This is a genomic window from Roseateles sp. P1_C6, from assembly GCF_056406315.1.
In genome coordinates this window covers 248,833-274,302 of sequence record NZ_JBFUAK010000003.1, presented here as the reverse complement: position 1 = coordinate 274,302, position 25,470 = coordinate 248,833, and the positions used below count along the sequence as shown (strand labels likewise).

The following is a 25,470-nucleotide window of genomic DNA, read 5'->3' as shown; positions in this document are numbered from 1 at the left end:
AGATCCAGTGATGAATCCAATCATTCGCATTGCACGAACTTTTGCGCCTCTTGGCAGGGCCGCAGTTTGGCTGGCGGGTTTCGCCAGCTTGGCCGCGCAGGCACAGATACCACTGTCCGATCAACCCGTGTTCACTTCGGTCAGCGTGCCTGGCAACCTCGCGCTGGCGTTGTCAGTCGAATTCCCTACGGCGGTGAGCGTGGCGCACCCGACACGTATCTATTCCGCGGCGAACGTTTATCTGGGCTATTTCGACCCAGCCAAATGTTATCTATACCGTTACGTTGACGATACCAGCGACGACAATTACTTCTACCCCACCTCAACTACCACCACTCGGCAATGCACGGGCGCCTGGAGTGGAAACTTCCTGAATTGGGCGTCAATGCAGACCATTGACCCCTTTCGCTGGGCGCTGACGGGTGGGTATCGCGTGACGGACACAACGTCGCTGACGGTGATCGAAAAGGCTTGGAATACGACTCAAGGTTCGTCCACCAATTTTCCCGACAGCAATACCACCGGCACCACAGCGATTGCGGGCGCAACCCCCTTTATTGGGGCCGCGACCTTGGGCACATCCATCCTTGGCTACGGCAACAAGATGCGTTTCATGGCCGTGGCGTCAGGTTCGCCGTCATACAGTGGCACGCCTGCCCATTTTCGCGGCGTCTCCACACTTGCCACGCTCTATGAAGTATTCATTCGCGTGAAGGTGTGCGATACATCCATCGGCCTTGAATCCAATTGCGTTGCCTACAACGGAGGCAATTACAAGCCCGAAGGTTTGATGCAGAAGTATGCCAACAAGATTCGCTACAGCGCGTTCGGTTACCTTGCAAGCAATGACACGGCCGATTCGAACCTCAAGCGCGATGGCGGCGTACTGCGTGCCCGGCAAAAGTTCATCGGCCCCAGTCAACCTGTCCCAGGCAGCACGGCATTGGCCAATCCCAAGGCGGAGTGGGACCCGCAGACCGGCATCATGTTGACCAACCCGGACAGCACCGATGCATCTGCAAGCAGCACCACGGCGGTGCCTATCGCCAACAGTGGCGTGATGAACTATTTGAACAAGTTCGGGGAAATCAACCGTACGGTCTATAAGCGTTTCGACGCAGTCAGTGAACTATATTATGCGGTGCTGCGCTACTACCGCAATCTCGGAAATGTGCCCGCATGGTCGTCAGTGACTGGCGTCAGTGACACCGTCCGCAAAACCATGTTTGACGGCTTCCCGGTCATTACAACCTGGGATGATCCGATTCAATATTCCTGCCAGCGGAACTTCATTCTTGGCATCGGCGACATCAATACCCATGCCGACCGAAACTTGCCCGGCGCCACCACGGGCGTCAAGGAACCGGCGATGCCCGCGGAGGTATTCGCTGACAATATCAACGCGGTCGACTGGACCAACAAGGTAGGTACACTTCAAAACCTTAGCAATCTGGGCACCACCCTTATTGGCAGCAACGAGGCCGGCTATTTGATGGCAGGCCTAGCCTATTATGCCAACGTCACCGACATTCGATCAGACTTGACGGGCACGCAGACCGTCCAGACTTATTGGCTTGATGTCCTGGAGGGTGGTTATGTAGCCAATCGTCAGTTTTATCTGACGGCGAAATACGGCGGCTTCAACCCGCCGAACAATTTCCTTCCCTCAACGGCCACAAGATCGCAGTTCATGGACAACGCGACCACCAAGTTCTGGTGGAGCACAACAACGGACACGATTGGCGGCCAGCCTCGCCCGGACAACTACTACACCGCGGACCGGGCGGACAAGATGGTGCAGGGGCTCACCTCGGCTTTCGCCAGCATTTCATCGCAGCTCAAGGCATTCTCAACTTCGTTCTCGACGGCCCTGCCGCAGGTGTCCGCGTTGGGCGTCGCGTCGTACTCGGCGCGGTACGACGCTCAGAATTGGAGCGGTGAGTTGATCGCCAGTCAGACGACCTTTGACGCACTGACAGGCGATCCGACGCTGGATACGAAGTGGAGCTTCTCCAGCACCCTGGCGGCTCAGGCCGCCAGCGATTCTGGCGCTGGCTGGAACACGGCGCGCTTCATCGTGACCCGGCACAGCGACAACAACGTGGGCGTGGCGTTCCGCATCGCATCGCTGGCCAGCAGCCAAGTCACCGCACTCAACACGACCTACGTTGGCGGGGATGACAGCGCCAACTATCTGAACTATCTGCGCGGCGACCGCACCCACGAGCGTTCTTCGACGGCGACCGGCACTACCAATGCTTATCGAGACCGGACGAGCCTGCTCGGCGACATTGTGGGCGCCAAGGCGCGCCCCGTCGGCCCGCCGGCCGCCCCGTATTCAAGCAGCAGCAACCCGGGATACGACACATTCAAGACCACGTATGCCAGCCGGACGCCCATGGTCTATGCGGGCGCGAATGACGGCATGGTCCACGCCATCGATGGCAGCTTGACGGGCACAACTGCTGGTAAGGAAGTCTGGGCCTATATCCCGTCCGCGCTCTTCAACGGCCCGACCTCCACGCCGAGCGTCAACGGTCTTGCATCCCTTGGCAACCCTGATTTCACGCACCATTTCCTCGTTGACGCCACGCCTCTTGCGGTGGACGTCGACTTCGGAAGGACCGCCGGCGGCAGCGGCACCGACTGGCGCTCAGTGCTGATTGGCGGGCTGGGCAAGGGGGGCAAGGCACTCTACGCGCTCGACATCACGAACCCCGCCTCGGTCACCAATGAGACCACCGCCGCCACCAAGGTCCTGTGGGAGTTCACGGACGGGGATCTCGGCTACGTCTACGGGCAGCCCACCGTGGTCAAGACCAGGAAGCATGGCTGGACGGTGATCGTCGGGTCGGGCTACAACAATGCCGACGGCAAGGGTTACATCTACTTCATCAATCCACGTACTGGCGCACTGCTGGACAAGATCGTCACGCCTTGCGGCACCTGCTCGGCCAGCATCCAAGCCGGCTTGGCCCATGTGAATGCTTTCGTGCTCGACCTGACCGACGGCTATGCCGATGCCGTTTATGCAGGGGACTTGATGGGCAGGCTCTGGCGCCTGGACATCAGTGGCACGGGCACTTACCCCGCGCCGGTGCAATTTGCACAATTGACCGGCTCTGACAACAGGGCCTTGCCGGTGACGAGCAGGCCTCTGGGCATCGTTCAGCCGGGCACCAATCGTCGCTACATCACTGTCGGCACTGGACGGCTGCTGGACGGCACCGACATCTCCAACGCGCAGCCGCAGCGCTTCTTTGCTTTCCTCGATGGCAGCAACGCCGAATTCAGCAATGACGGCACGATTGCAGGCACCACCACGGACCTTCCCGCCGGCGTCACGTTCCCGCTCACGGTGTCCAATCTGAAGGAGCTCACCGACATCAACACCAAGATCTCGCTGAACCTCAATACTCAGGTCGGCTGGTTCCTGGATCTGGGCACATCGGTTGCAGGCCCGGGCTGGCGCGTGTTGTCCGATCCCACGTCTTTCTATGGCACGGTGGCCTTTGCAGCGACGTCGCCATCGTCTTCGGACGCCTGCCAACCCGGCGGCAGCAGTCGTGTCTATGCCATCGACCTGGGCACGGGATCCAGCGTGCTGACCAACTCGGGAACGAATGCGGACGGCACGCCCAAGCGGTACTTCGACGGCCTATCAGGTGTCGTCATTGACTTGTCGTACTACAGCGTCAACGTGAACGGTGTCGGCACCTCACGGCTGATCGCGGGCAGCAACAACGCGACCAACCCGAACAGCGCACCGGTCAAGGCCGTTGCCACGCGCAACCCAGCGGCGTTGGGCCTGCAGCGGCTCAACTGGCGAGAGATTCGCGTCAACAACTGACGCGGCAGTCGACAAAAGAAAAGCCACCTTCGGGTGGCTTTTTCATTTGCGCCGAAGACAGCCGCGTCAACGGCCAAGCACCTGCAGCTTCAACGCGGCAGCGTCGTCGCCCCCATCAGGTACTCGTCCACCGCCCGCGCCGCCTGACGGCCCTCGCGGATGGCCCAGACGACGAGGCTCTGGCCGCGGCGCATGTCGCCGGCAGAGAAGACCTTGTCGACATTGGTCTTGTAGGCATTCGCGCCTTCCGTCGCGGCCTTGCCGTTGCCACGTGCGTCCTTGTCGACGCCGAAGGCCTCCAGCACGGTTGCGACAGGGGCGGTGAAGCCCATGGCCAGCAGCGCCATGTCGGCCTTCAGGATCTGCTCGCTGCCTTCGACCTCGGTCATCTTGCCGCCCTGCCATTGCAGGCGCACGGTCTTGACGCCGGTCAGCTTGCCCTTCTCGCCGACGAATTCCTTGGTGGCGATGGCGAACTCGCGCTCGCAGCCTTCCTCGTGGCTGGACGACGTGCGCAGCTTGATCGGCCAGTAAGGCCAGGTCAGCGGGCGGTCCTCCACTTCGGGCGGCTGCGGCAGCAGTTCGAACTGCGTCACGCTCTTGGCGCCGTGGCGGTTGCTGGTGCCCACGCAGTCGCTGCCGGTGTCGCCGCCGCCGATGACGATGACGTGCTTGCCGTCGGCGCGCAATTGGCCCTTGAGCTTGTCGCCCGCGTTGATCTTGTTCTGCTGCGGCAGGAACTCCATCGCGAAGTGCACGCCAGCCAGGTCGCGGCCGGGCACGGGCAGGTCGCGCGACTGCTCGGCGCCGCCGGTCAGCACGACGGCGTCGAATTGCGCCTTCAGCTCGTCGGCACTGATGGTTTCCTTGGCCCAGTTGGTGACCTTGGAGCCTTCCGGCATCGCGCCGATCAGCACGCCGGTACGGAACTCGACGCCCTCGGCCTTCATCTGCTCGACGCGGCGGTCGATATGGGACTTCTCCATCTTGAAGTCGGGGATGCCATAGCGCAGCAGGCCGCCGACACGGTCGTTCTTCTCGAACACCGTGACGCTGTGGCCCACACGTGCCAGTTGCTGGGCCGCGGCCAGGCCGGCGGGACCGGCGCCGACGACGGCGATCTTCTTGCCGGTCTTGACCTTCGGCGGCTGGGCGGTCACCCAGCCTTCAGCCCAGGCGCGGTCGATGATGGCGTGCTCGATGGACTTGATGCCCACCGCGTCATCATTGACGTTCAACGTGCAGGCCGCCTCGCAGGGTGCGGGGCAGATGCGGCCGGTGAACTCGGGGAAGTTGTTGGTGCTGTGCAGCACCGTGATCGCGTTTTTCCAGTCCTCCGTGCGGCCGCGGTAGACGAGGTCGTTGAAGTCCGGGATGACGTTGTTGACCGGGCAGCCGCTGTTGCAGAACGGCGTGCCGCAGTCCATGCAGCGCGCGCCCTGCTGCTTGGCCTGCTCAACGTTCAGGCCGATGACGAATTCCTTGTAGTTCTTCAGACGAACGGGCGCGGGCTCATAGCCCTCTTCGAGCCGCTCGTATTCCAGGAAGCCAGTGACTTTTCCCATGTCGAAACTCCTTAGACCTTGGCTGTCTCAGGCGACTTGGCCTGAGCAATGGTTTGTGCGGCTTCCTTGGCGGCGTTGAGCTCACCCAGCGCGCGGCGGTATTCGTTCGGGAACACCTTGATGAACTTGGCTCGCGACTCCGCCCAGTGGTCGAGGATGTCGCGGGCGCGCTGGCTGCCGGTCCAGCGGTGGTGGTCTTCCAGCAGCTTGCGCAGGATGGCCTCATCGGTCTGCGCCTCGCGGTCGACACCGTCCACGCCCTTGGTGCGGTGCCAGATGGCCTTGTCGACGGCCGCTTCCTGCTCCTGCGCCGTCATCAGCTTCTCCAGCGAGACCATGCTGGTGTTGCAACGCTTGGCGAAGTGGCCATCCTCGTCGTAGACGTAGGCGATGCCGCCGCTCATGCCCGCCGCGAAGTTGCGGCCGGTCTTGCCCAGCACGGCGACGGTGCCACCGGTCATGTACTCGCAGCCGTGGTCGCCCGTGCCTTCGACGACCGCGGTCGCCCCAGACAGGCGCACTGCGAAGCGCTCGCCGGCCACGCCGCGGAAGAAGGCCTCGCCGCGTGTCGCGCCGTACAGCACGGTGTTGCCGACGATGATGTTCTTGGTCGCGTCGCCGCGGAAGTCGATGCTGGGGCGCACGACGACGCGACCGCCCGAGAGGCCCTTGCCGGTGTAGTCGTTGGCGTCACCGATCAGGTAGAAGGTGATGCCGTGCGCCAGGAAGGCGCCGAAGCTCTGGCCGCCGGTGCCTTCCATCTGGATGAAGATGGTGTGGTCGGGCAGGCCCTCGGGCTTGCGGCGGATCAACTCGCCAGACAGCATGGCACCCACCGTGCGGCGCACGTTGGTCACCTCCTGCATGAACTGCACCTTCTCGCCCTTCTCGAAGGCGGGCAGGCACTTCTCGATCAGCTTGACGTCCAGCGCGCGGGCCAGGCCATGGTCTTGCACATCGTTGTGGATGCGCGCCACGTCGGCCGGCACGACCGGGCGGTGGAAGATGCGGCCGAACTCCAGGCCCTTGGCCTTCCAGTGCGAGATGGCCTTCCGGGTGTCCAGCCAGTCGCTGTGGCCGATCAGCTCCTCGAATTTGCGCACGCCCAGCTGAGCCATGATCTGGCGCGCTTCCTCGGCAACGAAGAAGAAGTAGTTGACGACGTGCTCGGGGCGGCCGGTGAACTTCTTGCGCAGTACCGGGTCTTGCGTGGCCACGCCCACCGGGCAGGTGTTGAGGTGGCACTTGCGCATCATGATGCAGCCCTCGGCCACCAGCGGCGCGGTCGCGAAGCCGAACTCGTCGGCGCCCAGCAGCGCGCCGATGACGACGTCGCGGCCGGTCTTCATCTGGCCGTCGGCCTGCACGCGCACGCGGCCGCGCAGGCGGTTCAGCACCAGCGTCTGCTGCGCTTCCGCCAGGCCCAGCTCCCACGGCGTGCCGCAGTGCTTGATGGACGACCAGGGCGACGCGCCCGTGCCGCCGTCGTGGCCGGCGATGACGATGTGGTCGGCCTTGGCCTTGGCCACGCCGGTCGCCACCGTGCCCACGCCCACTTCGGACACCAGCTTCACCGACACGTCCGCCTTGGGGTTGACGTTCTTCAGGTCGTGGATGAGCTGCGCCAGGTCTTCGATGGAGTAGATGTCATGGTGCGGCGGCGGGCTGATGAGGCCCACGCCCGGCACCGAGTGGCGCAGCATGCCGATGTACTCGCTCACCTTGCCGCCGGGCAGCTGGCCGCCCTCACCGGGCTTGGCGCCCTGGGCCATCTTGATCTGGATCTGATCGGCGCTGACGAGGTACTCGGTGGTGACCCCGAAGCGGCCCGACGCGACCTGCTTGATCTTGGAACGCAGCGAGTCGCCTTCCAGCAGCTCGTAGTCGGCCTCCATGATCTTGTGGCCCAGCACGTCGCCGATCTTGCTGCCTCCGACGATCTTGATGCCCTTCAGCTCGTTGCGGTAGCGCGCCGGGTCTTCACCGCCCTCGCCCGTGTTGCTCTTGCCGCCGATGCGGTTCATCGCCACGGCCAGCGTCGCATGCGCCTCGGTGGAGATGGAGCCCAGCGACATCGCGCCGGTGGCGAAGCGCTTGACGATCTCGCTGGCCGGCTCGACTTCGTCCAGCGGCACGGCCTTGCTCGGGTCGAACTTGAACTCGAACAGGCCGCGCAGCGTCATGTGGCGCTTGCTCTGGTCGTTGATGAGCTGGGCGTATTCCTTGTACGTCTCGAACTTGCCGCTGCGCGAAGCATGTTGCAGCTTGGCGATCGCGTCCGGCGTCCACATGTGCTCTTCGCCACGCGTGCGCCAGGCGTATTCGCCACCGGCGTCCAGCATGCTCTCCAGCAGCGGGTCGTCGCCGAAGGCAGCCTCGTGCATGCGGATGGCTTCCTCGGCGACTTCGAACACGCCGATGCCGCCGACTTGCGTGGGCGTGCCGCGGAAGTACTTCTCGACGAAGTCCGCCTTCAGGCCGATGGCCTCGAAGATCTGCGCGCCGCAGTAGGACATGTAGGTCGAGATGCCCATCTTGGACATGATCTTGGAGAGGCCCTTGCCCACCGCCTTGATGTAGTTGTAGCGGGCCTGCTCGGCCGTCAGCTTGGGCGGCAGTTCGTCCTTCATCGCCTCGAGCGACTCGAGGGCGAGGTAGGGGTGGACGGCTTCGGCGCCATAGCCGGCCAGCACGGCGAAGTGGTGCACCTCGCGCGCAGTGCCGGTCTCAACGACCAGGCCGGCCGTCGTGCGCAGGCCCTCGCGCACCAGGTGGTGGTGCACGGCGGACAAGGCCAGCAGCGCCGGGATGGCGATGCGGTCCTGGCTCAGGTGGCGGTCCGTGATGATGAGGATGTTGTGGCCGGTCTTCAGCGCATCGACAGCCGACGCGCACAGCGAGGCCAGCTGCGCCTCGACACCGGCGCGGCCCCAGTCGCGCGGGTAGGTGATGTCCAGCTCGCTGGGCTTGAACTTGCCGTTGGTAGGCGCCTCGATGCCGCGCAGGCGCGCCATGTCGTCGAAGTCCAGGATGGGCTGGCTGACCTCCAGGCGCATCGGCGGGTTGATCGCGTTGATGTCCAACAGGTTGGGCTTGGGACCGATGAAGCTGTTCAGCGACATCACGATGTTTTCGCGGATCGGGTCGATCGGCGGGTTCGTGACCTGGGCGAACAGCTGCTTGAAGTAGTTGTACAGCGGCTTGTTCTTGCCCGACAGCACCGCGAGCGGCGAGTCGTTGCCCATGGAGCCGATGCCCTCTTCGCCGTTGGCGGCCATCGGGGCGAGCAGGAACTTGAGGTCTTCCTGCGTCGTGCCGAAGGCTTGCTGGCGGTCCAGCAGCGACGTCGTCGAACCCGGGCGCGCGGCGTCGGGCACGGCGATGTCGTCCAGCTTGACGCGGACGTTCTCGATCCACTGACGGTAGGGGCGCGCGTTGGCGAACTGGTTCTTCAGTTCCTCGTCGTCGACGATGCGGCCCTGCTCCAGGTCGATGAGGAACATCTTGCCGGGCTGCAGGCGCCACTTCTTGACGATCTTGCTTTCGGGGATAGGCAGCACGCCGGACTCGGATGCGAGCACGACGAGGTCGTCGTCGGTGATGCAATAACGCGCAGGCCGCAGACCGTTTCTGTCCAGCGCGGCGCAAACCTGGCGGCCGTCGGTGAAGGCCATCGCGGCGGGGCCGTCCCAGGGTTCCATCATGGCGGCGTGGTACTCGTAGAACGCGCGGCGGCGCTCGTCCATGCCCTCATGCTGCTCCCAAGCCTCGGGGATCATCATCATGGCCGCGTGGGCGAGCGGGTAGCCGCTCATCGTCAGCAGCTCGATGGCGTTGTCGAAGGTGGCCGTGTCGGACTGGTGCTCGAAGCTGATGGGGTAGAGCTTCTTCAGGTCATCGCCCAGCACGGGTGACTTCATGACGCCTTCGCGGGCGCGCATCCAGTTGAAGTTGCCCTTGACGGTATTGATCTCGCCGTTGTGGCAGACCATGCGGTAAGGGTGGGCCAGCGGCCACTCGGGGAAGGTGTTCGTCGAGAAGCGCTGGTGGACCAGCGCGATGGCGGACACCACACGCGGGTCCGACAGGTCCTGGTAGTACTTGCCCACCTGGTCGGCCAGCAGCAGGCCCTTGTAGATGACCGTGCGGCAGCTCATGCTGGGCACGTAGTACTCGCGGCTGTGCGTGAGCTTGAGCGCCTGGATGGCGCTGGAGGCGGTCTTGCGGATGACGTAGAGCTTCCGCTCCAGCGCGTCGGGCACGATGATGTCCGGGCCGCGACCGATGAAGATCTGACGGATCACCGGCTCCTTTTCGCGCACGGTGGGCGACATGGGCATGTCGCGGTCGACGGGCACGTCGCGCCAGCCGATCAGCACCTGGCCTTCGGCCTTGATTGCGCGGGCCAGTTCCTGTTCGCAGGCGAGGCGGGAGGCGTGTTCCTTGGGCAGGAAGATCATGCCCACGCCGTACTCGCCAGGCGGCGGCAGGTTGATGCCCTGCTTGGCCATCTCGGCGCGGTAGTACTCGTCCGGGATCTGGATCAGGATGCCGGCGCCGTCGCCCATCAACTTGTCGGCACCCACCGCGCCGCGGTGGTCCAGGTTCTCGAGGATCTTCAGACCCTGTTGGACGATGTGATGCGCCTTCTGCCCCTTGATGTGGGCCACGAAGCCCAGGCCGCAAGCGTCCTTCTCATTCCCAGGCCGGTAGAGCCCATGTTCGGCAAGGTCTTGGATCTCGGACTGAATCTGCGCGGCGTGGCTCATGGCGCCCTCCTGGAACACAACAGGGCGGGAGATTACTGCAGCGCAGCAATTGCGGCAACTTGATTAAAATAGGGTCAGAGTCGATTAATTAGCCACACGACGATCGCTGGATATTAAATGGGGCCACAGTTAATCGAACTGCTGAGGCTGCTTGCGCGGCCGGCCACGCGGCCGCTTGTTCACCACTTGCGCGTGATCGATCGCCAGCGGCTTCAGGAAGGCGTCACTCGCCACCGGGCGGCCCCGCAATGCACCGTCGGTGAACTGCACCTGCTCCAATGACGACACGCCTTGCGCCGTGAATTCCCGATAGGCGTGTTCCCGCTCGAAGGGTGTGTTGCCGAGCGACCAATAGAGCTCGTGCTCGGTGATCAGTGGGCTGCGGGCCAAGCCGAGATGGTGTGCCGCGCTCGACCAGGGCCACTGCGCCGGTTCGATGCACAGGCCGGCACGGACAGGATTCAGCTCGATGTAGCGCATGCAGGCGAGCAGGTGGCGCTCGCCCTCGATCAGACCGACACGGAAGCGACCCTCCCACAGCGTGCCGCTGCGCTGATGCCGGGCGTTGAACCAGCCGACATAGCGTCTACCGAGCGACTGCATCATGCGGCTGAGGGCTTCCGCGGTCGACGGCGTCAAGAGCAGGTGGAGATGGTTGTCCATCAACACATAGGCATGGATGGCAACCTGGTACTGGGCGGCAACCTCCGCCAACGTCGCCAGCAACTGCTGGCGGTCCAGGTCACTGAAGAAGATCGCCTGGCGGTTGTTGCCACGCAGGATGACATGGTGGGCCTGGCCGGGCAGGATCAGGCGGGGAAGGCGGGCCATTCGAGTATTCCTGTCAGCGCGTCGAAAGAGCGATGCAACACGATAATCGACTCCGACCCCATTTTCAGGGATGCGCAGACACGCTCAGAACAGCATCTTGCCGGTCAGGCGCCGGTGTTCGCGGATCGCAAAACGATCCGTCATGCCGGCGATGTAGTCCGCGCAGGCGCGCTCACGATCCCCACGCTGGGCGAAATCCGCAGGCATTTCATGAGCATCGCCCGAATATGCGGCGAAGAGGTCGCGCAAGACTTGCTCTGCGCGCGCCCGGGTGGACTGGACCTGCGGGTGCCGGTAGAGGTTGGCGAACAGGAAGCGCTTCAGCGCCGTGCTCTTGGCGCGCATGTCGAGGCTGAAACGCAGCAGAGGCGTGTCGCCACGGCGCACGGCGTCTGCATCCGCGGGCGCGGCCTCCGCCAGCGCGCCCTGAGTCGCATCGATGATGTCGTAGACCTGCGCCGACAGCATGCGGCGTATCGTCTCGAACAGCAGGCGTTTGCCGGCCAGGCCAGGGTGCGCGTCCAGCGCCGCCCGCCAATGCTCGCGCACGAGTTCCACCTCCAGCAACTGCTCGAGTTCGATCAGCCCCGAGCGCACGCCGTCGTCGACGTCATGCGCGTTGTAGGCGACCTCATCGGCAATGTTGCACAGCTGGGCCTCCAGGCTGGGTTGGCCACCCTGCAGAAAGCGCGTCGCAATGCCACCCGGCTCGGCCGCATCCAGCGATTGGGCGTTGCGCCGCGAGCAATGCTTGAGGATGCCCTCGCGCGTCTCGAAGCAGAGGTTGAGGCCGTCGAACGTCGGGTAGCGTTGCTCCAGGTGGTCAACGACGCGCAGCGACTGCAGGTTGTGCTCGAAGCCCCCATGGTCGCGCATGCATTCGTCCAGCACGTCCTGGCCTGCATGGCCGAAGGGTGTGTGGCCCAGGTCGTGGGCCAGCGCCACGGCCTCCACGAGGTCTTCGTCTAGGCCCAGGCTACGTGCAATGGAGCGGCCCAGTTGCGCCACCTCGAGCGAGTGGGTCAGCCGCGTGCGGAACAGGTCACCCTCGTGGTTCAGGAAGACCTGCGTCTTGTAGACGAGGCGGCGGAAGGCCGTGCTGTGGATGATGCGGTCACGGTCACGCTGGAATTCGCTGCGCGTGGGTGCCGCCGGCTCGGGCAGGCGGCGGCCGCGGCTGCGCGCCGGATCAGCGGCGTAGGCCGGGCGCGCCATCGTCATCAGGCCGCACCGTGAGCGGTCAGCGTCTCGACGATGCGCGCGTCCGGCACGGCATGCAGGCCAGCGCGCCCCAGCTTCTCGATGAGCACGAAGCGGATGGCGCCCGACTCGGCCTTCTTGTCGACCCGCATCAGCTGCAGATAGCGTTCGGCACCGAGCCGCGGCGGCTGCACCGGCAGGCCGGCGCGCTCGATCAGGCGCTGCAAGCGCGCTACGAAGTCAGCCGGCATCAAGCCCATGCGCTGCGACAGATCAGCCGCCAGCACCATGCCGCAGGCCACCGCCTCGCCATGCAGCCACTCGCCGTACCCCAGGCCGGCCTCGATGGCATGCCCGATGGTGTGGCCGAAGTTCAGGATGGCGCGCAGGCCCTGCTCGCGTTCATCCTGGCCGACCACGTCGGCCTTGAGCTCGCAGCTGCGCCGCACCGCGTAGCCGAGCACGGCCTTGTCGCGCGCCAGCAGCGCGTCGAGGTTGTCCTCGATCCAGCACAGGAAACCCGCGTCGGCGATGGGCCCGTACTTGATGACCTCGGCCAGCCCGGCACGCAGCTCGCGGTCGGGCAGGCTGTCCAGCACGTCGAGGTCCGCGATGACGCGCTCCGGTTGATAGAAGGCGCCGAGCATGTTCTTGCCCAGCGGGTGGTTGATGGCGGTCTTGCCGCCGACCGAAGAGTCGACCTGGGCCAGCAGCGTGGTTGGGACCTGCACAAAGGGCACGCCGCGCATGTAGATGGCCGCCGCGAAACCGGTCATGTCGCCGATGACGCCGCCGCCCAGCGCGAACAGCACGGTCCTGCGGTCCAGCGCGCGACTGAGCAGGTGGTCGCAGATGCGGTTGAGGCTGTCCCAGCCCTTGTGCTGCTCGCCGTCGGGCAGCACGACTAGGTCGACGCGGGGATAGACAACCAGCAGGCGTTCGCGCAGGCGCTCCGCATACAGGGGCGCCACCGTGTCATTGCTGACGATGACGGCCGTTGCCGCCTTGGGCAGGCCGTGCCAGCTGGCGGCCTCGTTCAGCAGACCGGCGCCGATGCGGATGTCGTAGGCGCGGTCGTCAGCGAGATGAATGTGGACGGTATCGGTGGCAGGCATGCGGCCAAGTGTAAGAGCCGCCCTCCCCTGCCCATCGTCACTGGGGCTCGGCGCCCACGGTCGCCGCGACCCGAGTGGGGTCGAGCAGGCCGGCCAGCTCCAGTTGCATCAGCGCCATGTTGACCAACGCGTGCACCGACGGCCTGGCACTTTCGAGCACGTAGTGCGCGCAGCGGCGATACAGCGGGTCGCGCTGCTGATGCAGTTCGCGCAGCTTGGCGAGCGGGTCGCGCACCTGCAGCAGCGGCCGCGTCGTGTCGTGACGCAGGCGGCGGAACAAATCCTCGGGCGTCGAGCGCAGATAGAGCACCGTTGCGCCCTGATGCAGCAGCTCGCGATTGCGCTCGCGCAGCACCGCGCCACCGCCGGTGGCCAGCACGCAATCACCGGGCCGCTGCATCAGATCGGCGATGACCTCTGTCTCGATTTCGCGAAATGCATCCTCGCCGTGCTGCTCAAAGAACAGCTTGATGCTGCCGCCGATGCGCAGTTCGATCTCGTGATCCGAGTCGACAAACGGCAGGCCGATCTGGCGCGCTAGCTGCCGGCCGACGGTGGACTTGCCACCGCCGGGCATGCCGACAAGTGCGAGCTTTAAGGGCAAGTCCTCTTTACCGTGAACGTGAACGACGTTCCGGTACCGCGAGGGGTGGTGAACGTCACCGTGACCGAGCCGGTGCTCGCCGTATCGAAGTTGTAGCCTATGCCCACGCGGTTGGCCTGACTGGTGTTCGCCACAGGTGTTCCACCCGCCATTGACACAGAAAACCCTGTGGTGGGGGTGGCCGCCGTGACGACCGTTCCGGCCGGCATGGGGTTGAGACGGGGCAACACGACGTAGTTGTTGCTGTCGCTGAGGTCGATGGGGAGCGCCAAGCCAGACTTCAGCAGCCCGGAGTTGGCATCGGCGGCGAGCAACTGAAAGCTGCCACTCGTGCCGGCATTGCAAATGGTGTCCCCGTTCGCGACGTTGTAGTTCGTCACCTGCGTGGGGCTAGGTCCGGTTTGCATTGGCAGCTTGCCGTTCACGTTGACCACGCGCGAGTCATCGCCGGGCCACAGTGGGCGCGCCCTGGAGGTCGACAAAACCGTCTCCAGCGCGCGCCTGACGTAGATCTGCCCTGCCCCCGTCCACTTGCCGTCGCAGGTACCAGGCACGCTCGGCGTGTAGGCGGTTAGGCCGAAGATCGCCACAGTCGTCGGCGGTACGCAGGCGCTGCTGGTGTTGCCCGGCAGGTTCACGCCAATGAATTCGTCAAACGTGGCATCGAAGAGGCCGTCGTAGTTGCGGTCCTTGAAGATGTTGCCGAGGTCCTGGAATTCCTCGCCGCTGTCGTAGATGTTGTTCCCGTTCTTGTCGATGAACGACTCTTCGCCCAGCGCATAGGCCACGATCGTGACTCGGCCGTCGACCGGCTTCGGCTGTGCGGACACGAAGTTGGACGTGGCTTGCGAAATGCCGTTGGTCTGCGAGATCAGCTTGCTCGACTCGATCTGGCCGCCTCCAGCAACAAAGTTGATCGTCGTGCCCACCGGCACCGGATTGCTGCTGCGGTCAGCAACGATCAGCGTATACGTGTTGGGCACGTTGTCAATGTCGTATCCCTCGATGTTGATCGTCTGCTGCGCCATCGAGAAGTTCAGCTGCGAGGGCAAGCCAATGCCCACACTGAGGTTGCTGGACACCGTGCTGATGGTGCTTCCGGAAAGCGTGGCCTGGATGCGCACCGGGGTGGGTTGCGTGCCGGAATTGACCTGCACCGAGACGCGACCTGTCGCGTTGGACTGCGTCGAGTAGCTCGTGCCGACACCCAAGCCGCCCTGCATGGTCACTCCGCCAGCGCCCGTCAACAACTTCAGATCAACACTCTTGTTCGGCAAGGTGTTGCCGGCAGAGTCGCGCACCTCGAAGGTGACCACCGAAGACTCGGTAAAGCCCGAGCCCTTCAGGAAGATCTGCTCCGGCACCGAGGAGATGAACGCGATGCTGGACGCCGCAGGAGCATCGATCGGCAACGTCAACTGCTTGGCCGTCGATGTGCCATCGACGACGACCTGTAACAGATCGGAGGGCTGGATGGCGCCGCAACCGTTGTCGCGGTACTGCAGCGTGACCGTGTTGCTGGTGGCCGAGATGCTGGACGGCGACACTGTCGCCTTGCCGGCAGCCGCGCAAGACGACGACACGCTGAGCTTGACCGGCGAATCCACTGCCGCGCCCGTCAGCGTGAGGGTCAGGATGTCCTGGCCATAGGCAGACAGCGAAGCCGGACCGGTGAAGCTGACGATGGTGGCGTTGGTAGCCTGGACCTGGAAGCCCTGGGTCGCCGACAGCGAGGCACCCGCATACTGCACCGTCGCCGTAACTTCGTCGGCACCCGCCGATGCAGAAGTCGCTGGCGACAACAGGGCAACTGCCTTACCCGTCGCGTCGGTCAGGGCCGTGCCCACATTGGTACGGCCCAGGCCCCGGATCACGGCGAAGGTGACTACTTGCCCCGCCACTGGCTGGCCGCGCGAGTCCGTCAGCGTGGCGGTCACGGTGGCCGGCACCGCCGAACTGACAGAGGTAGATGACAGCGCAAGTTGCAGCACCGGCGTGCCGGGCGACGTCGCGCTGACGACCTGCACAGGCTTGCTATCGGTGGCGGTGATGCCGCTCACCGTCACCGTCGCTTTGACAACGTCAGCACCATTGGCCGTCGATGTCGATGGCGTCACGGTGACCTTGGCGACACCGGTGGCATCGGTCAGCGCCGTCGACGCGTCGAACTTGACGAGGCCAAACTGCGAACTGAACTGCACCAATTGGCCCGACACAGCGTTGCCGCCGACGTCGCGCACCAGCACACTGGCGGTCGACGAGGATGCCGAGGCGGTGATGTTGGAATTGCTCAGCGTCATTGTTGCGGTCGGCGACTCGCCGACGATCTGCACGATGACATTGCTGGCCAGGAACTGGTCCGCGTAGTTGGCCGTCACGCGCAACGTGTCGGTCGAAGAGCTCGAGCCGGCAAAGGTGCCCAGTTTCAGCGTGCTGCGCACGATACCGTTGGTATCCGTCGGGGCGGTGTCGGGGGTCGGCGTCACGTTGATGATGGACGACGGCGAGAAGGTCACGATCTGGTTGGCGACCGGCAGGCCGGCGGCGTCACGCAGTGTGGCCGTCACCTGCGGTGCCGGCTGCGACAGGCGCAGCGTGACTGTGGCTGGGCTGATCGTCAGTGTCGGCAACGCGTTTGTCACCGTGAAGGCCTGCTGTGCGCTGACCGTGACCGAGCCGATGCTCGCGAAGGCGGTCACGTAGTCGGCACCGGTAATGCCGGACGTGCTGGCCTTGAGCTGGGCCGTGGCTTGGCCGTTCGCGTCCGTGCGCACGGTGGCCACCGACAGGTCGGCGAGGTTGCCGCGACCTGTGGACAGGCTGACGACGATATCGGACATGGCCACGCCGGTGGCCGACTTCAGCTGAATCGTCACCGTGGAGCCAACTGCAGGCGTGATCTGCGTGGTCGACAGCGCGACGGTCAGCGCGGGACCGCTGGTCGCACCGGTCGGCGACGGCGTGACGACCGTGATCTGCGCCGTCTTCGTGATGGAACCGCTGGCAGCCGTCACGGTGATGGTGCGCTTGGATTGATCGGAGCCGATGCGCACCGAGCCGGTCACGACGCCGGTGGCGTCGGTCTTGCTGGCGCTCGTCGAGATCAGCGCGTTCGAGTCGACGGAAACGGACACCGGCACATCGGCGATGGTGTTGCGCTTGGCGTCGACGGCGTACACGGTGACGAGGACGGAACCCGTGCCATCGGTCGGCAGCGTGGAGCCGCTGAGCGTGACGACAAGATCGGCCGCGGTGGGACCGGTGGTCGTGCCACCGCCCGTACCGCCGCCCGGGAAGACGGAATCGCCAGCGCTACCGCCGCCGCCGCCACAGGCCGACAAGAAAGCGGCCATCCCCAGTCCCAACGCAGCCTGGGCAAGGCGACGCCAGCCCTGCGTGACGATGGTTTGCAACATGCTCGAACTCCTGAATATCTCTGAATGCTTTAGCGCACCGTGGCCCGCTCACTGACGACCTTGGGCGTCAGGAAGATCAGCAGCTCGGTCTTGGCGGTCGTACGGGTCTTGTTCTTGAACAGGTTGCCCAGCAAGGGCACGTCGCCCAGGAAAGGCACCTTGTTCACGGTCTCGCCCTCGTCCTGCGTGTAGATACCGCCGATGACGACAGTGCCACCGTTCTCGACCAACACCTGCGTCTGCACGTGCTTGGTGTTGATGGCGTAGCCCTGGGGCGTCAGCGTGCCGCGGCTGTCCTTGTTCACGTCAACGCTCAGGATGACGCTGCCCTCGGGCGTGATCTGCGGCGTGACCTCGAGCTTGAGGTTGGCCTTGCGGAAAGCGATCGACGTCGCACCGCTGGCCGTGGCGACCTGATAAGGCAGCTCTTCGCCCTGCTCAATGAGCGCCTTGACTTGATCAGCCGTGATGACACGCGGGCTGGACACAACCTTGCCCTTGCCGTCGGATTCCAGTGCCGACAGTTCCAGGTTCAGGAAGCGATTCGCCGTGGCGCTGAACAGCGACAACGCCACTGTCGCGGCCGTGCCGTTGCTGAAGCTGTCGGACGAGGTGTTGGCGGGCAGGTTGACGAACTGCGTGTTGTTGTAGTTCGCCGCGACCCCTTGGTTGGTCTGCGACCCGATGCCGCTGTAGTTGCCACCCACGGTCACATAGTTGCCGCCGCCGACGCTGTAGCCGGGGATGCCGCCCTGCTGGCCGCGCAAGTCGTTGACGCCCAGCTTGATGCCCAGCGCGCGGCCGAACTTGTCGTTGGCCTCGACGATGCGCGCCTCGATCAGCACCTGGCGCACCGGGATGTCGATCTTGGCAATCATGGCCTGGATCTCCTCGAGCTTGCTCGGGATGTCCGACACGAAGAGCTGGTTGGTGCGCGACTCGGAGATGACGCTGCCGCGCGGCGACAGGATGCGCGTGCCGCTACCGGAGCCGCCACCACTGCCGCCGCCGCCGCCGCCAGAACCGATCGCTTGGCCGGTAAGGCCCTTGGCGATCTCCTCGGCCTTGACATAGTTCAGCTGGAAGGACTGCGTGCGCACCGGCTCCAGCTGCGCGATCGCGGCCTTGGACTCGAGGTCGAGCTTTTCCTTGGCGGCCAGTTCGTCCTTGGGCGCGATCCACAGCACATTGCCGGACTTCTTCAGGCCCAGGCCTTTGGCCTGCATGATGATGTCCAGCGCTTGATCCCAGGGCACGTCCTTCAAGCGCAACGTGACGTTGCCAGTCACCGTGTCGCTGGTGACGACGTTGAAGTTCGTGAAGTCGGCGATGACCTGAAGCAGCGCACGGACTTCAATGTTCTGGAAGTTCAGCGACAGCTTGTCGCCGGAGTAGCCAGGGCCTTGCGTCAACTTGTTCGGGTCGATCTTCTGCGGCCTGACCTCGAGCACGAACTGGTTGTCGCTCTGGTAGGCGCTGTGCTCCCAGCTTCCCTTGGGCTCGACGACCATGCGCACGCGGTCGCCGGTCTGCGTTGTCGTAATCATCTGCACCGGCGTGCCGAAGTCCGTCACATCGATCTTGCGACGCAGGTTCTCGGGCAGGCTGGAGCGCAGGAACTCGACGACGAGACTCTGTCCTTGCTGCTGGATGTCGACGCCGACCTGGTTGCTCGGCAGATTGACGATGACGCGACCGGTGCCATCGGCACCGCGGCGGAAATCGACGTCGCGCAGCGGCTGCGGCGCGGCATTCAGGCTCTGCGCGAAGTGCACTGGTTCACCGGGCGCTTGCGCCACCGGCGCCGAGGCGCTCAGCACGAGCACCAGCGCGTTGCCTTCCAGCTTGGCGGTGTAGTTTGTCGCCTGTCGCAGGTTCAACACGACACGCGCGCGGTCACCCGCCTGGGCTACCGCGGCCGAGCGCAGGTTGCCCTGGTTGATGTCGACCTGGCTGCGGCCGATACCGTTGACGACGCCGGGCAGATCGATCGCGATGCGCGGTGGCGTCTGGATCGTGAAGCCTGTCGGCACCGCTGCGAGCGGCTCACTCAACTCGATCCGCACGACCTCGACACCAGCCTGCTGACTCGTGTTGATCGCGCGTATCTGCGTTTGCGCCCACGCGGCTGGCGCTGCCAACCACGCGAGTGCGAATCCCAGCAACCAGCCACGGCCCATCGGCTTGCTCTCCTGCAATGTCCTGTTCATCGTCCCTGCTCCTGTAGCTGGAGGGTACTGGTGCGTTCAATCCACTCGCCCGCAGCGTCCTGGACGACTTCTCGCAACGTGATCTCGGTCTCGCTGATCTTGGTGATGCGACCGAAGTTCTGGCCGAGGTAGTCCCCGGCTTTGACCTGATAAAGCAAGCTGTCGACGCGCAGCAGTGCATAGCGCCGTCCCTCGCGCGTCAGGCTGCCCACCATGGACATGTTGTCCAGCGGATAGGCCTCCAACGGCTCCTTGCGGCGATTGATCTCCGCCGTCAGCAGCGAATTGGGCTGCGCAGCTTCCTGCTTGATCGCGACGCTGAGCTTCTGCGTGCTGAAGGGATCCACACCGGTGCCCGATTCGTAGGGCTGGGGCAGGAACTTCTTCGGCGGCAGCAGCGGCGTGACGGTAGGCTTGGCCTCCTTGCGCTCCTGCTCCATCCATTGACGCAGTTCGTCGATGTCGCTGCCGCAACCGGCCAGCGCCACCGTGGCGGCGACGGGAATTAGCAGGCGCCTCATTTCTTGCCTCCGGCCTTGGCCGCAGCCTTCCTTTGTTCAGCCACCTCGGCGGAGTCGAGATAGCGATAGGTGCGCGCCGTGGCTTCCATGCTGAGGATGGCATTAGGCTCACGCGCGCTGGGTGCTAAGACGACAAGGTTGTGCAACGTGACGATGCGCGACAGGTTGGACACGTCTGCCGCGAAGGAGCCAATGTCGTGATAGCGGCCGGACACGCGCAAGGCGATCGGCAGTTCCGCGTAATAGTCCTTGACCAGCACCTGGCCTGGGCGGAACAACTCGAACTGCAGACCACGGCCGACGCCGGCGCTGCTGATGTCTGACAGCAGCGAATCGATCTCGGCCTTGCCAGGCAACTGCTTCTCGAGCTGGGTCACGTATTCCTCAACCTGGCTCTTTTGCTTGCGCAGCTCCGGCAGGTTGACAGCTTGGGCCAGCTTGCCTTTGTAGTCCTGGCGCAACTGCGGTTCGCGGTCGCGTTCGGCCTCCAGGCCAGCCTGCACATCGGCGAGCACAAAGAAATAGCCGGCGGCAATGGCCGCCACCATTACGGCAAACGACGCTGCGAGCTTGGGCGCCAACGGCCATTGACCGGGCTCCTTGGGATTGAGTCCTCGGAACTGACCGCTGAATTCCGCAAACCAGGTGTTCAGGTCGAACTTGGGCATGGAGGTGGCCATCGTCGATCAGCCCTTCTTGGGGGCAGAAGCGCCAGTTGCAGCGTCCTGAGGTGGCGCCTTGATCGAGAGTTTCATTGAGAAGTCCAGCAACCGGCGCGAGTCGCGAGTGTTCGTGCTTACAGCCGCAAGCTTGACTTCGATGAGATCGGGCTTTTCCAGCCATTCCGAACTGCGCGACACATTGCGCAGGAATTCCGACACCCGCTCGTTCGTCTGGGCAATGCCGTTGATGGTGACGACCTTGGCATCCTGACGGATCGCACTCAGATAGATTCCCTCGGGCGTCAGTCGGGCCAAGTCATTGAGCAGCTGAACTGGCGTGTTGCGATCGGTCTGAAGATCTTCAACGGCCCGCTGGCGCGATTTCAACGACTCGATCTCCGCCTTCAGATTGGCGATGTCCTTGATCTGAGCCTCAAGACGCGAGATTTCGTTTTGAATGTATTGATTGCGCGACTGCTGCTCCGTGGTCAGCAACTGCAGCAACAGGAACGCGGCCACCACGAGGCCCGCACCCACCAGGCCGGCCAGGCCAAGGCCCGCGAAGAAGGCAGCCTTGCGCCGCTTGCGCCTCTCCTCACGGTAAGGCAGCAGGTTGATCAATATCACTGGAAGAACCTCCGCATCGCGAGGCCGCAGGCAGTCAGATAGGAGGGCGCCTCACGGCGCAGCTTGGACTCGCGCACCGCCGCCCCCATGTCCATGTTCTCGAAGGGATTGACCACCATGCAGGCAAAGCCAGTCAAGTCGGTCACACGCTCCTTGAGCCCCGGCAGAGTCGCAGTGCCGCCGGCCAGCATCACGTAGTGCACCTTGTGATGCGGCGTGCTCGTGAAGAAGTACTGCAGCGCCCGGCCGATCTCCTGCGACAGACTGTCGACGAAGGGGTTCAGCACGCTGACCTCGTAGTCCTCGGGCAACTCATTGGCCAGCTTCTTCTGCTCGGCCTCTTCAAAGGAAAATCCGTACTGGCGTGAGATGAGTTGCGTCAGCTGCGAGCCCCCGAAGGACTGGTCTCGGTCGTACAGCAATTCGTCGTCGCGCAGCACCTTGAGGCTGGTCGTGTCGGCGCCGATCTCGAACAGCGCGACGAGCGCATCCTTGCCCTCGTTGGGCAGCGCCGCGATCAAGCGGCCCATGGCCATGCGCGAGGCATGCGACTCGATGTCCAGCACGACGGGACGCAGGCCCGCCGCTTCGGCCAGGCCCTGGCGGTCCTGCACGCGATCCTTGCGGGACGCGGCGATCAGCACCTCAACGTCGCCCACCGAAGTGGGGCTCGGGCCGATGACGCAGAAGTCCAGGCTGACCTCGTCCAGCGAGAACGGGATGTACTGATTGGCCTCGGCCTCGACCTGCAGCTCGAGTTCTTCCTCGCGCAGGCCGGCCGGCAGCATGATCTTCTTGGTGATGACGGCCGACTGGGGCATGGCCAGCGCGGCGTCACGGACTCGCGTGCCACTGCGCGCGACGACGCGACGCACGGCGTCAGCGACTTCGTCGAACTTCTCGATCTGACCATCGGCGATCCAGCCTTTTTCAAAAGGCTCGCTGGCAAAGCGCTCCAGCACGAATTCGCCGCTCTTGGTCTGGCTCAGCTCCACCAGCTTGACGCTGGATGAACTGATATCCAGGCCAATCAGGGGGGGGTGCTTGCGACCCAAAAGTGCGTCAAGTATTCCCATGCCCTTTGTCCCCGATACGCGAGTTACGTATCGGACTATTAATAAGTTACTTGAATGCTAGCAGCAAAGCCGTTGACACCGAACGGAAATCCGGCCTGAGCTGGTAACGCCACGTTGCTAAACATACACGAATCAACGCGTTTGCAAGCTCCTGAAAAACACAGGGGAAGCGGTCGTTTGACACGCGGTTTGAGGGTCTACTTCGTATACACGGCCGGCGGGATCCCGCTTCCTATAATCCGCCGCCTCTCCCCAACGCGCCCGTGGGCGCGCTACGCCGGCACATGAACGACAAGCCCCGCCCCGCTGCGCCCAGTCCATCAGTCGCCGGCACCCCTCCCGCCCCACGTTCCTCGCAGCTCGGCCCTCGCATGGGTCACTTGGCGCTGTGGGCCTTCGGGCTGCTCGCCGGCGGTGTCGCGGCGGTTGCCTTGCTGGTGGGCCTTGCGCTGGCGCTGGCCTATCCCAACCTACCCGACATCGGCGGGCTGACCGACTACCGCCCCAAGTTGCCAATGCGCGTGCTGTCCAGCGACGGCGTGCTGCTGGGCGAGTTCGGCGAGGAGCGGCGCAACTACCTGCCGATCCGCGAGATCCCGAAGGTGATGCAGGAGGCTGTGCTGGCCATCGAAGACGCGCGCTTCTACCAGCACGGCGGCGTGGACTACCTGGGCGTCATCCGCGCCGGCCTGGCCAATGTCGGCGAGTCGCGCAGCCAGGGCGCATCGACGATCACGATGCAGGTGGCGCGCAACTTCTACCTGTCCACCGAGAAGACCTTCACGCGCAAGATCTACGAGATCCTGCTCGCACTGAAGATCGAGGCGGCGCTGCCCAAGGAGAAGATCCTCGAGATCTACATGAACCAGATCTTCCTGGGCCACCGCGCACACGGCTTTGCGGCGGCCAGCGAGATCTACTTCGGCAAGCCGCTGGACAAGGTCAGCGTCGCCGAGGCCGCGATGCTGGCCGGCCTGCCCAAGGCGCCATCGGCCTACAACCCGATCAACAACCCCAAGCGCGCGACCATCCGACAGCAGTACATCATCGAACGGATGTACGAGACGGGCTACATCACCGAGGAGCAGCGGGATGAGGCCAAGGCCGAGAAGCTGCGCTACCGAACGGTCAGCGAATCCGCCTCGCACGCCGAGTTCGTCGCCGAAGCGGCCCGCCAGCTGATCTTCAGCCAGTACGGCGACGAGGCTTATTCGCGCGGCCTCAATGTCTATCTGACGCTGAACAGCGCCGAGCAGAACACGGCTTACCGTGCGCTGCGGCGCGGCATCCTGGACTACGAGAAGCGCCAGGTCTACCGTGGCCCCGAGGCCTACGCGGACCTGCCCAGCGACGCCAAGGCGCTGGACACGCGCATCGCCGAGGCGCTGACGGACCACCCGGCCAACGACGAACTGCTGGCGGCCGTCGTGCTGGAAGCCGACCCGAAGAAGGTCACCGCCGTGCTGCAGAGCGGCGACGCCATCACCATCATCGGCGACGGCCTGAAGCCCGCCACGTCTGGCCTGTCCGACAAGGGCAACCCCAAGACCCGCATCCGTCGCGGTGCAGTCATCCGCGTCGTCAAGGGGCCCAAGCTGAAGGACGGCGGCGAGTGGACGATCACGCAGCTGCCCGAGGTCGAAGGCGCCTTCGTGTCCATGGACCCGCGCACGGGCCAGGTGCACGCCATGGTGGGCGGCTTCGACTACGCGAAGAACAAGTTCAACCATGTGACGCAGGCCTGGCGCCAGCCGGGCTCCAGCTTCAAGCCCTTCATCTACTCGGCCGCGCTGGAGAAAGGCTTCACGCCCGCCACCATCGTCAACGACGCGCCGCTGTTCTTCGACGCCGGCACCACCGGCAGCCAGCCCTGGGAGCCGAAGAACTACGACGGCAAGTTCGAGGGCCCGATGCCGCTGCGCACCGCGCTGGCCAAGTCCAAGAACATGGTGTCCATCCGCATCCTGCACTCCGTCGGCGTGCGCTATGCACAGGACTGGATCACGCGCTTCGGCTTCGAGGCCGAGAAACATCCGGCCTATCTGACGATGGCGCTGGGTGCCGGCTCGGTCACGCCCATGCAGATGGCGCAGGGCTATGCGGTGTTCGCCAATGGCGGCTACCGCGTCAGCCCGCAACTGATCAGCCGGATCACGGACAACAAGGGCCGCCTGCTCTACGAGGCCCTGCCCGTCACGCTGGCCGACAACGCGCGCGCCATCGAGCCGCGCAATGCCTTCCTGATGAGCAGCCTGCTGCAGGAGGTGACGCGCAGCGGCACCGCCGCGCGGGCGCAGGCGACGTTGAAGCGCCCTGATATCTACGGCAAGACCGGCACGACCAATGACTCGATGGACGCCTGGTTCGCCGGCTACCAGAAGGACCTCGTCGCCATCGTCTGGATAGGCTACGACCAGCCGCGCAAGCTGGGCGACCGCGAGACCGGCGGCGGCTTGAGCCTGCCGGTCTGGATCGAGTACATGCAGGTCGCGCTGAAGGGCAAGCCAGTCGACGAAGTGACGCCGCCTGAAGGCGTCGTCAACGTCAACGGCGAATGGTTCTACGAGGAGTACGCGGCCGGCAGCGGTGTGCGCGAACTGGCCGCCGAGCCGAATGTGCCCACCACCGCCAGCGACGACGAGAAGAAGTCGATCCTGGACCTCTTCAAGCGCTAGCGGGGCTCAGGCGCTGAAGGTCAGCGCCTGGCCGGCCTGCTCGCTCGCACAGCGCGACAGCCGGGCGCAGAACTCCTGGCCTTCGCGGTCCACCCACTGCGTGCCGTCCCACTTGAAGTGGTAACCGCCCGCGCGCGCGGCCAGCCAGATCTCCTGCAGCGGTGGCTGGGTGTTGAGAACGATCTTGCTACCACCCGGCATGCTGAGCTCCAGCAGGCCGCCGGTGCGGTGGGTGTCGATGTCGACCACGTCGGCCTCCAGCCAGGCGTCGATCTGCGCCTCGATGCTCGCGAGCAGCGCGTGTGACTTGGCGTGGTACTCGGCATCGGACAGGGACATAAACTGGGCA

General features: G+C 64.5%; 15 protein-coding genes. 2 read left to right on the top strand and 13 right to left on the bottom strand.

Translation table 11 applies throughout. The features are described 5' to 3' along the window. Positions 1-10 precede the first annotated feature (10 nt). Positions 11-3,850: a pilus assembly protein gene (locus AC1D29_RS07230; RefSeq protein ID WP_477895637.1), complete on the top strand. Its 3,840-nt coding sequence runs from the start codon at positions 11-13 to the stop codon at positions 3,848-3,850. An 89-nt stretch (positions 3,851-3,939) separates the two neighbouring features. Here the strand turns inward: AC1D29_RS07230 and AC1D29_RS07225 are convergent, their stop codons facing one another. From AC1D29_RS07225 to AC1D29_RS07170, 12 genes are all read right to left on the bottom strand, one after another. After that, the gene (locus AC1D29_RS07225; protein ID WP_477895635.1) at positions 3,940-5,415 is read right to left on the bottom strand and encodes a glutamate synthase subunit beta; all 1,476 of its coding nucleotides are present in this window, start codon (positions 5,413-5,415) and stop codon (positions 3,940-3,942) included. 11 nt (positions 5,416-5,426) lie between these two features. Continuing rightward, positions 5,427-10,184: a glutamate synthase-related protein gene (locus AC1D29_RS07220; RefSeq protein ID WP_477895633.1), complete on the bottom strand. Its 4,758-nt coding sequence runs from the start codon at positions 10,182-10,184 to the stop codon at positions 5,427-5,429. A 129-nt stretch (positions 10,185-10,313) separates the two neighbouring features. Continuing rightward, positions 10,314-11,015 (bottom strand): REP-associated tyrosine transposase, encoded by a 702-nt coding sequence (locus AC1D29_RS07215; protein WP_477895631.1) that lies wholly within the window; start codon positions 11,013-11,015, stop codon positions 10,314-10,316. 84 nt (positions 11,016-11,099) lie between these two features. Beyond that, positions 11,100-12,230: a deoxyguanosinetriphosphate triphosphohydrolase gene (locus AC1D29_RS07210; protein WP_477896205.1), complete on the bottom strand. Its 1,131-nt coding sequence runs from the start codon at positions 12,228-12,230 to the stop codon at positions 11,100-11,102. Between the two features lie 5 nt (positions 12,231-12,235). After that, positions 12,236-13,330: a 3-dehydroquinate synthase gene (aroB, locus tag AC1D29_RS07205; RefSeq protein ID WP_477895629.1), complete on the bottom strand. Its 1,095-nt coding sequence runs from the start codon at positions 13,328-13,330 to the stop codon at positions 12,236-12,238. Between the two features lie 37 nt (positions 13,331-13,367). Next, positions 13,368-13,907: a shikimate kinase gene (locus AC1D29_RS07200; protein WP_477895627.1), complete on the bottom strand. Its 540-nt coding sequence runs from the start codon at positions 13,905-13,907 to the stop codon at positions 13,368-13,370. Between the two features lie 17 nt (positions 13,908-13,924). Beyond that, positions 13,925-17,350, bottom strand: coding sequence for a beta strand repeat-containing protein (locus AC1D29_RS07195; RefSeq protein ID WP_477895625.1), 3,426 nt, complete (start codon positions 17,348-17,350; stop codon positions 13,925-13,927). 29 nt (positions 17,351-17,379) lie between these two features. Next, positions 17,380-19,530 (bottom strand): type IV pilus secretin PilQ, encoded by a 2,151-nt coding sequence (locus AC1D29_RS07190; RefSeq protein WP_477896203.1) that lies wholly within the window; start codon positions 19,528-19,530, stop codon positions 17,380-17,382. Between the two features lie 26 nt (positions 19,531-19,556). Beyond that, positions 19,557-20,081, bottom strand: coding sequence for a pilus assembly protein PilP (locus tag AC1D29_RS07185; protein WP_477895623.1), 525 nt, complete (start codon positions 20,079-20,081; stop codon positions 19,557-19,559). Continuing rightward, positions 20,078-20,749 carry a type IV pilus inner membrane component PilO gene (locus tag AC1D29_RS07180; RefSeq protein WP_477895621.1) on the bottom strand — a complete coding sequence of 224 codons (672 nt, stop codon included), beginning with the start codon at positions 20,747-20,749 and terminating at the stop codon, positions 20,078-20,080. The genes AC1D29_RS07185 and AC1D29_RS07180 overlap by 4 nt, the downstream gene beginning before the upstream one ends. Before the next feature lie 18 nt (positions 20,750-20,767). Next, positions 20,768-21,370 (bottom strand): PilN domain-containing protein, encoded by a 603-nt coding sequence (locus AC1D29_RS07175; protein ID WP_477895619.1) that lies wholly within the window; start codon positions 21,368-21,370, stop codon positions 20,768-20,770. Next, positions 21,367-22,446: a pilus assembly protein PilM gene (locus tag AC1D29_RS07170; protein WP_477895617.1), complete on the bottom strand. Its 1,080-nt coding sequence runs from the start codon at positions 22,444-22,446 to the stop codon at positions 21,367-21,369. The genes AC1D29_RS07175 and AC1D29_RS07170 overlap by 4 nt, the downstream gene beginning before the upstream one ends. Before the next feature lie 284 nt (positions 22,447-22,730). Between AC1D29_RS07170 and AC1D29_RS07165 the strand changes: the two genes are divergently transcribed. Continuing rightward, positions 22,731-25,121, top strand: a complete 2,391-nt coding sequence (locus tag AC1D29_RS07165) for a penicillin-binding protein 1A (protein ID WP_477895615.1) — start codon at positions 22,731-22,733, stop codon at positions 25,119-25,121. Between the two features lie 6 nt (positions 25,122-25,127). Here AC1D29_RS07165 and cyaY read toward each other — a convergent pair whose 3' ends face one another. Beyond that, positions 25,128-25,460, bottom strand: coding sequence for an iron donor protein CyaY (cyaY, locus tag AC1D29_RS07160; protein WP_477895613.1), 333 nt, complete (start codon positions 25,458-25,460; stop codon positions 25,128-25,130). Positions 25,461-25,470: the final 10 nt, after the last annotated feature.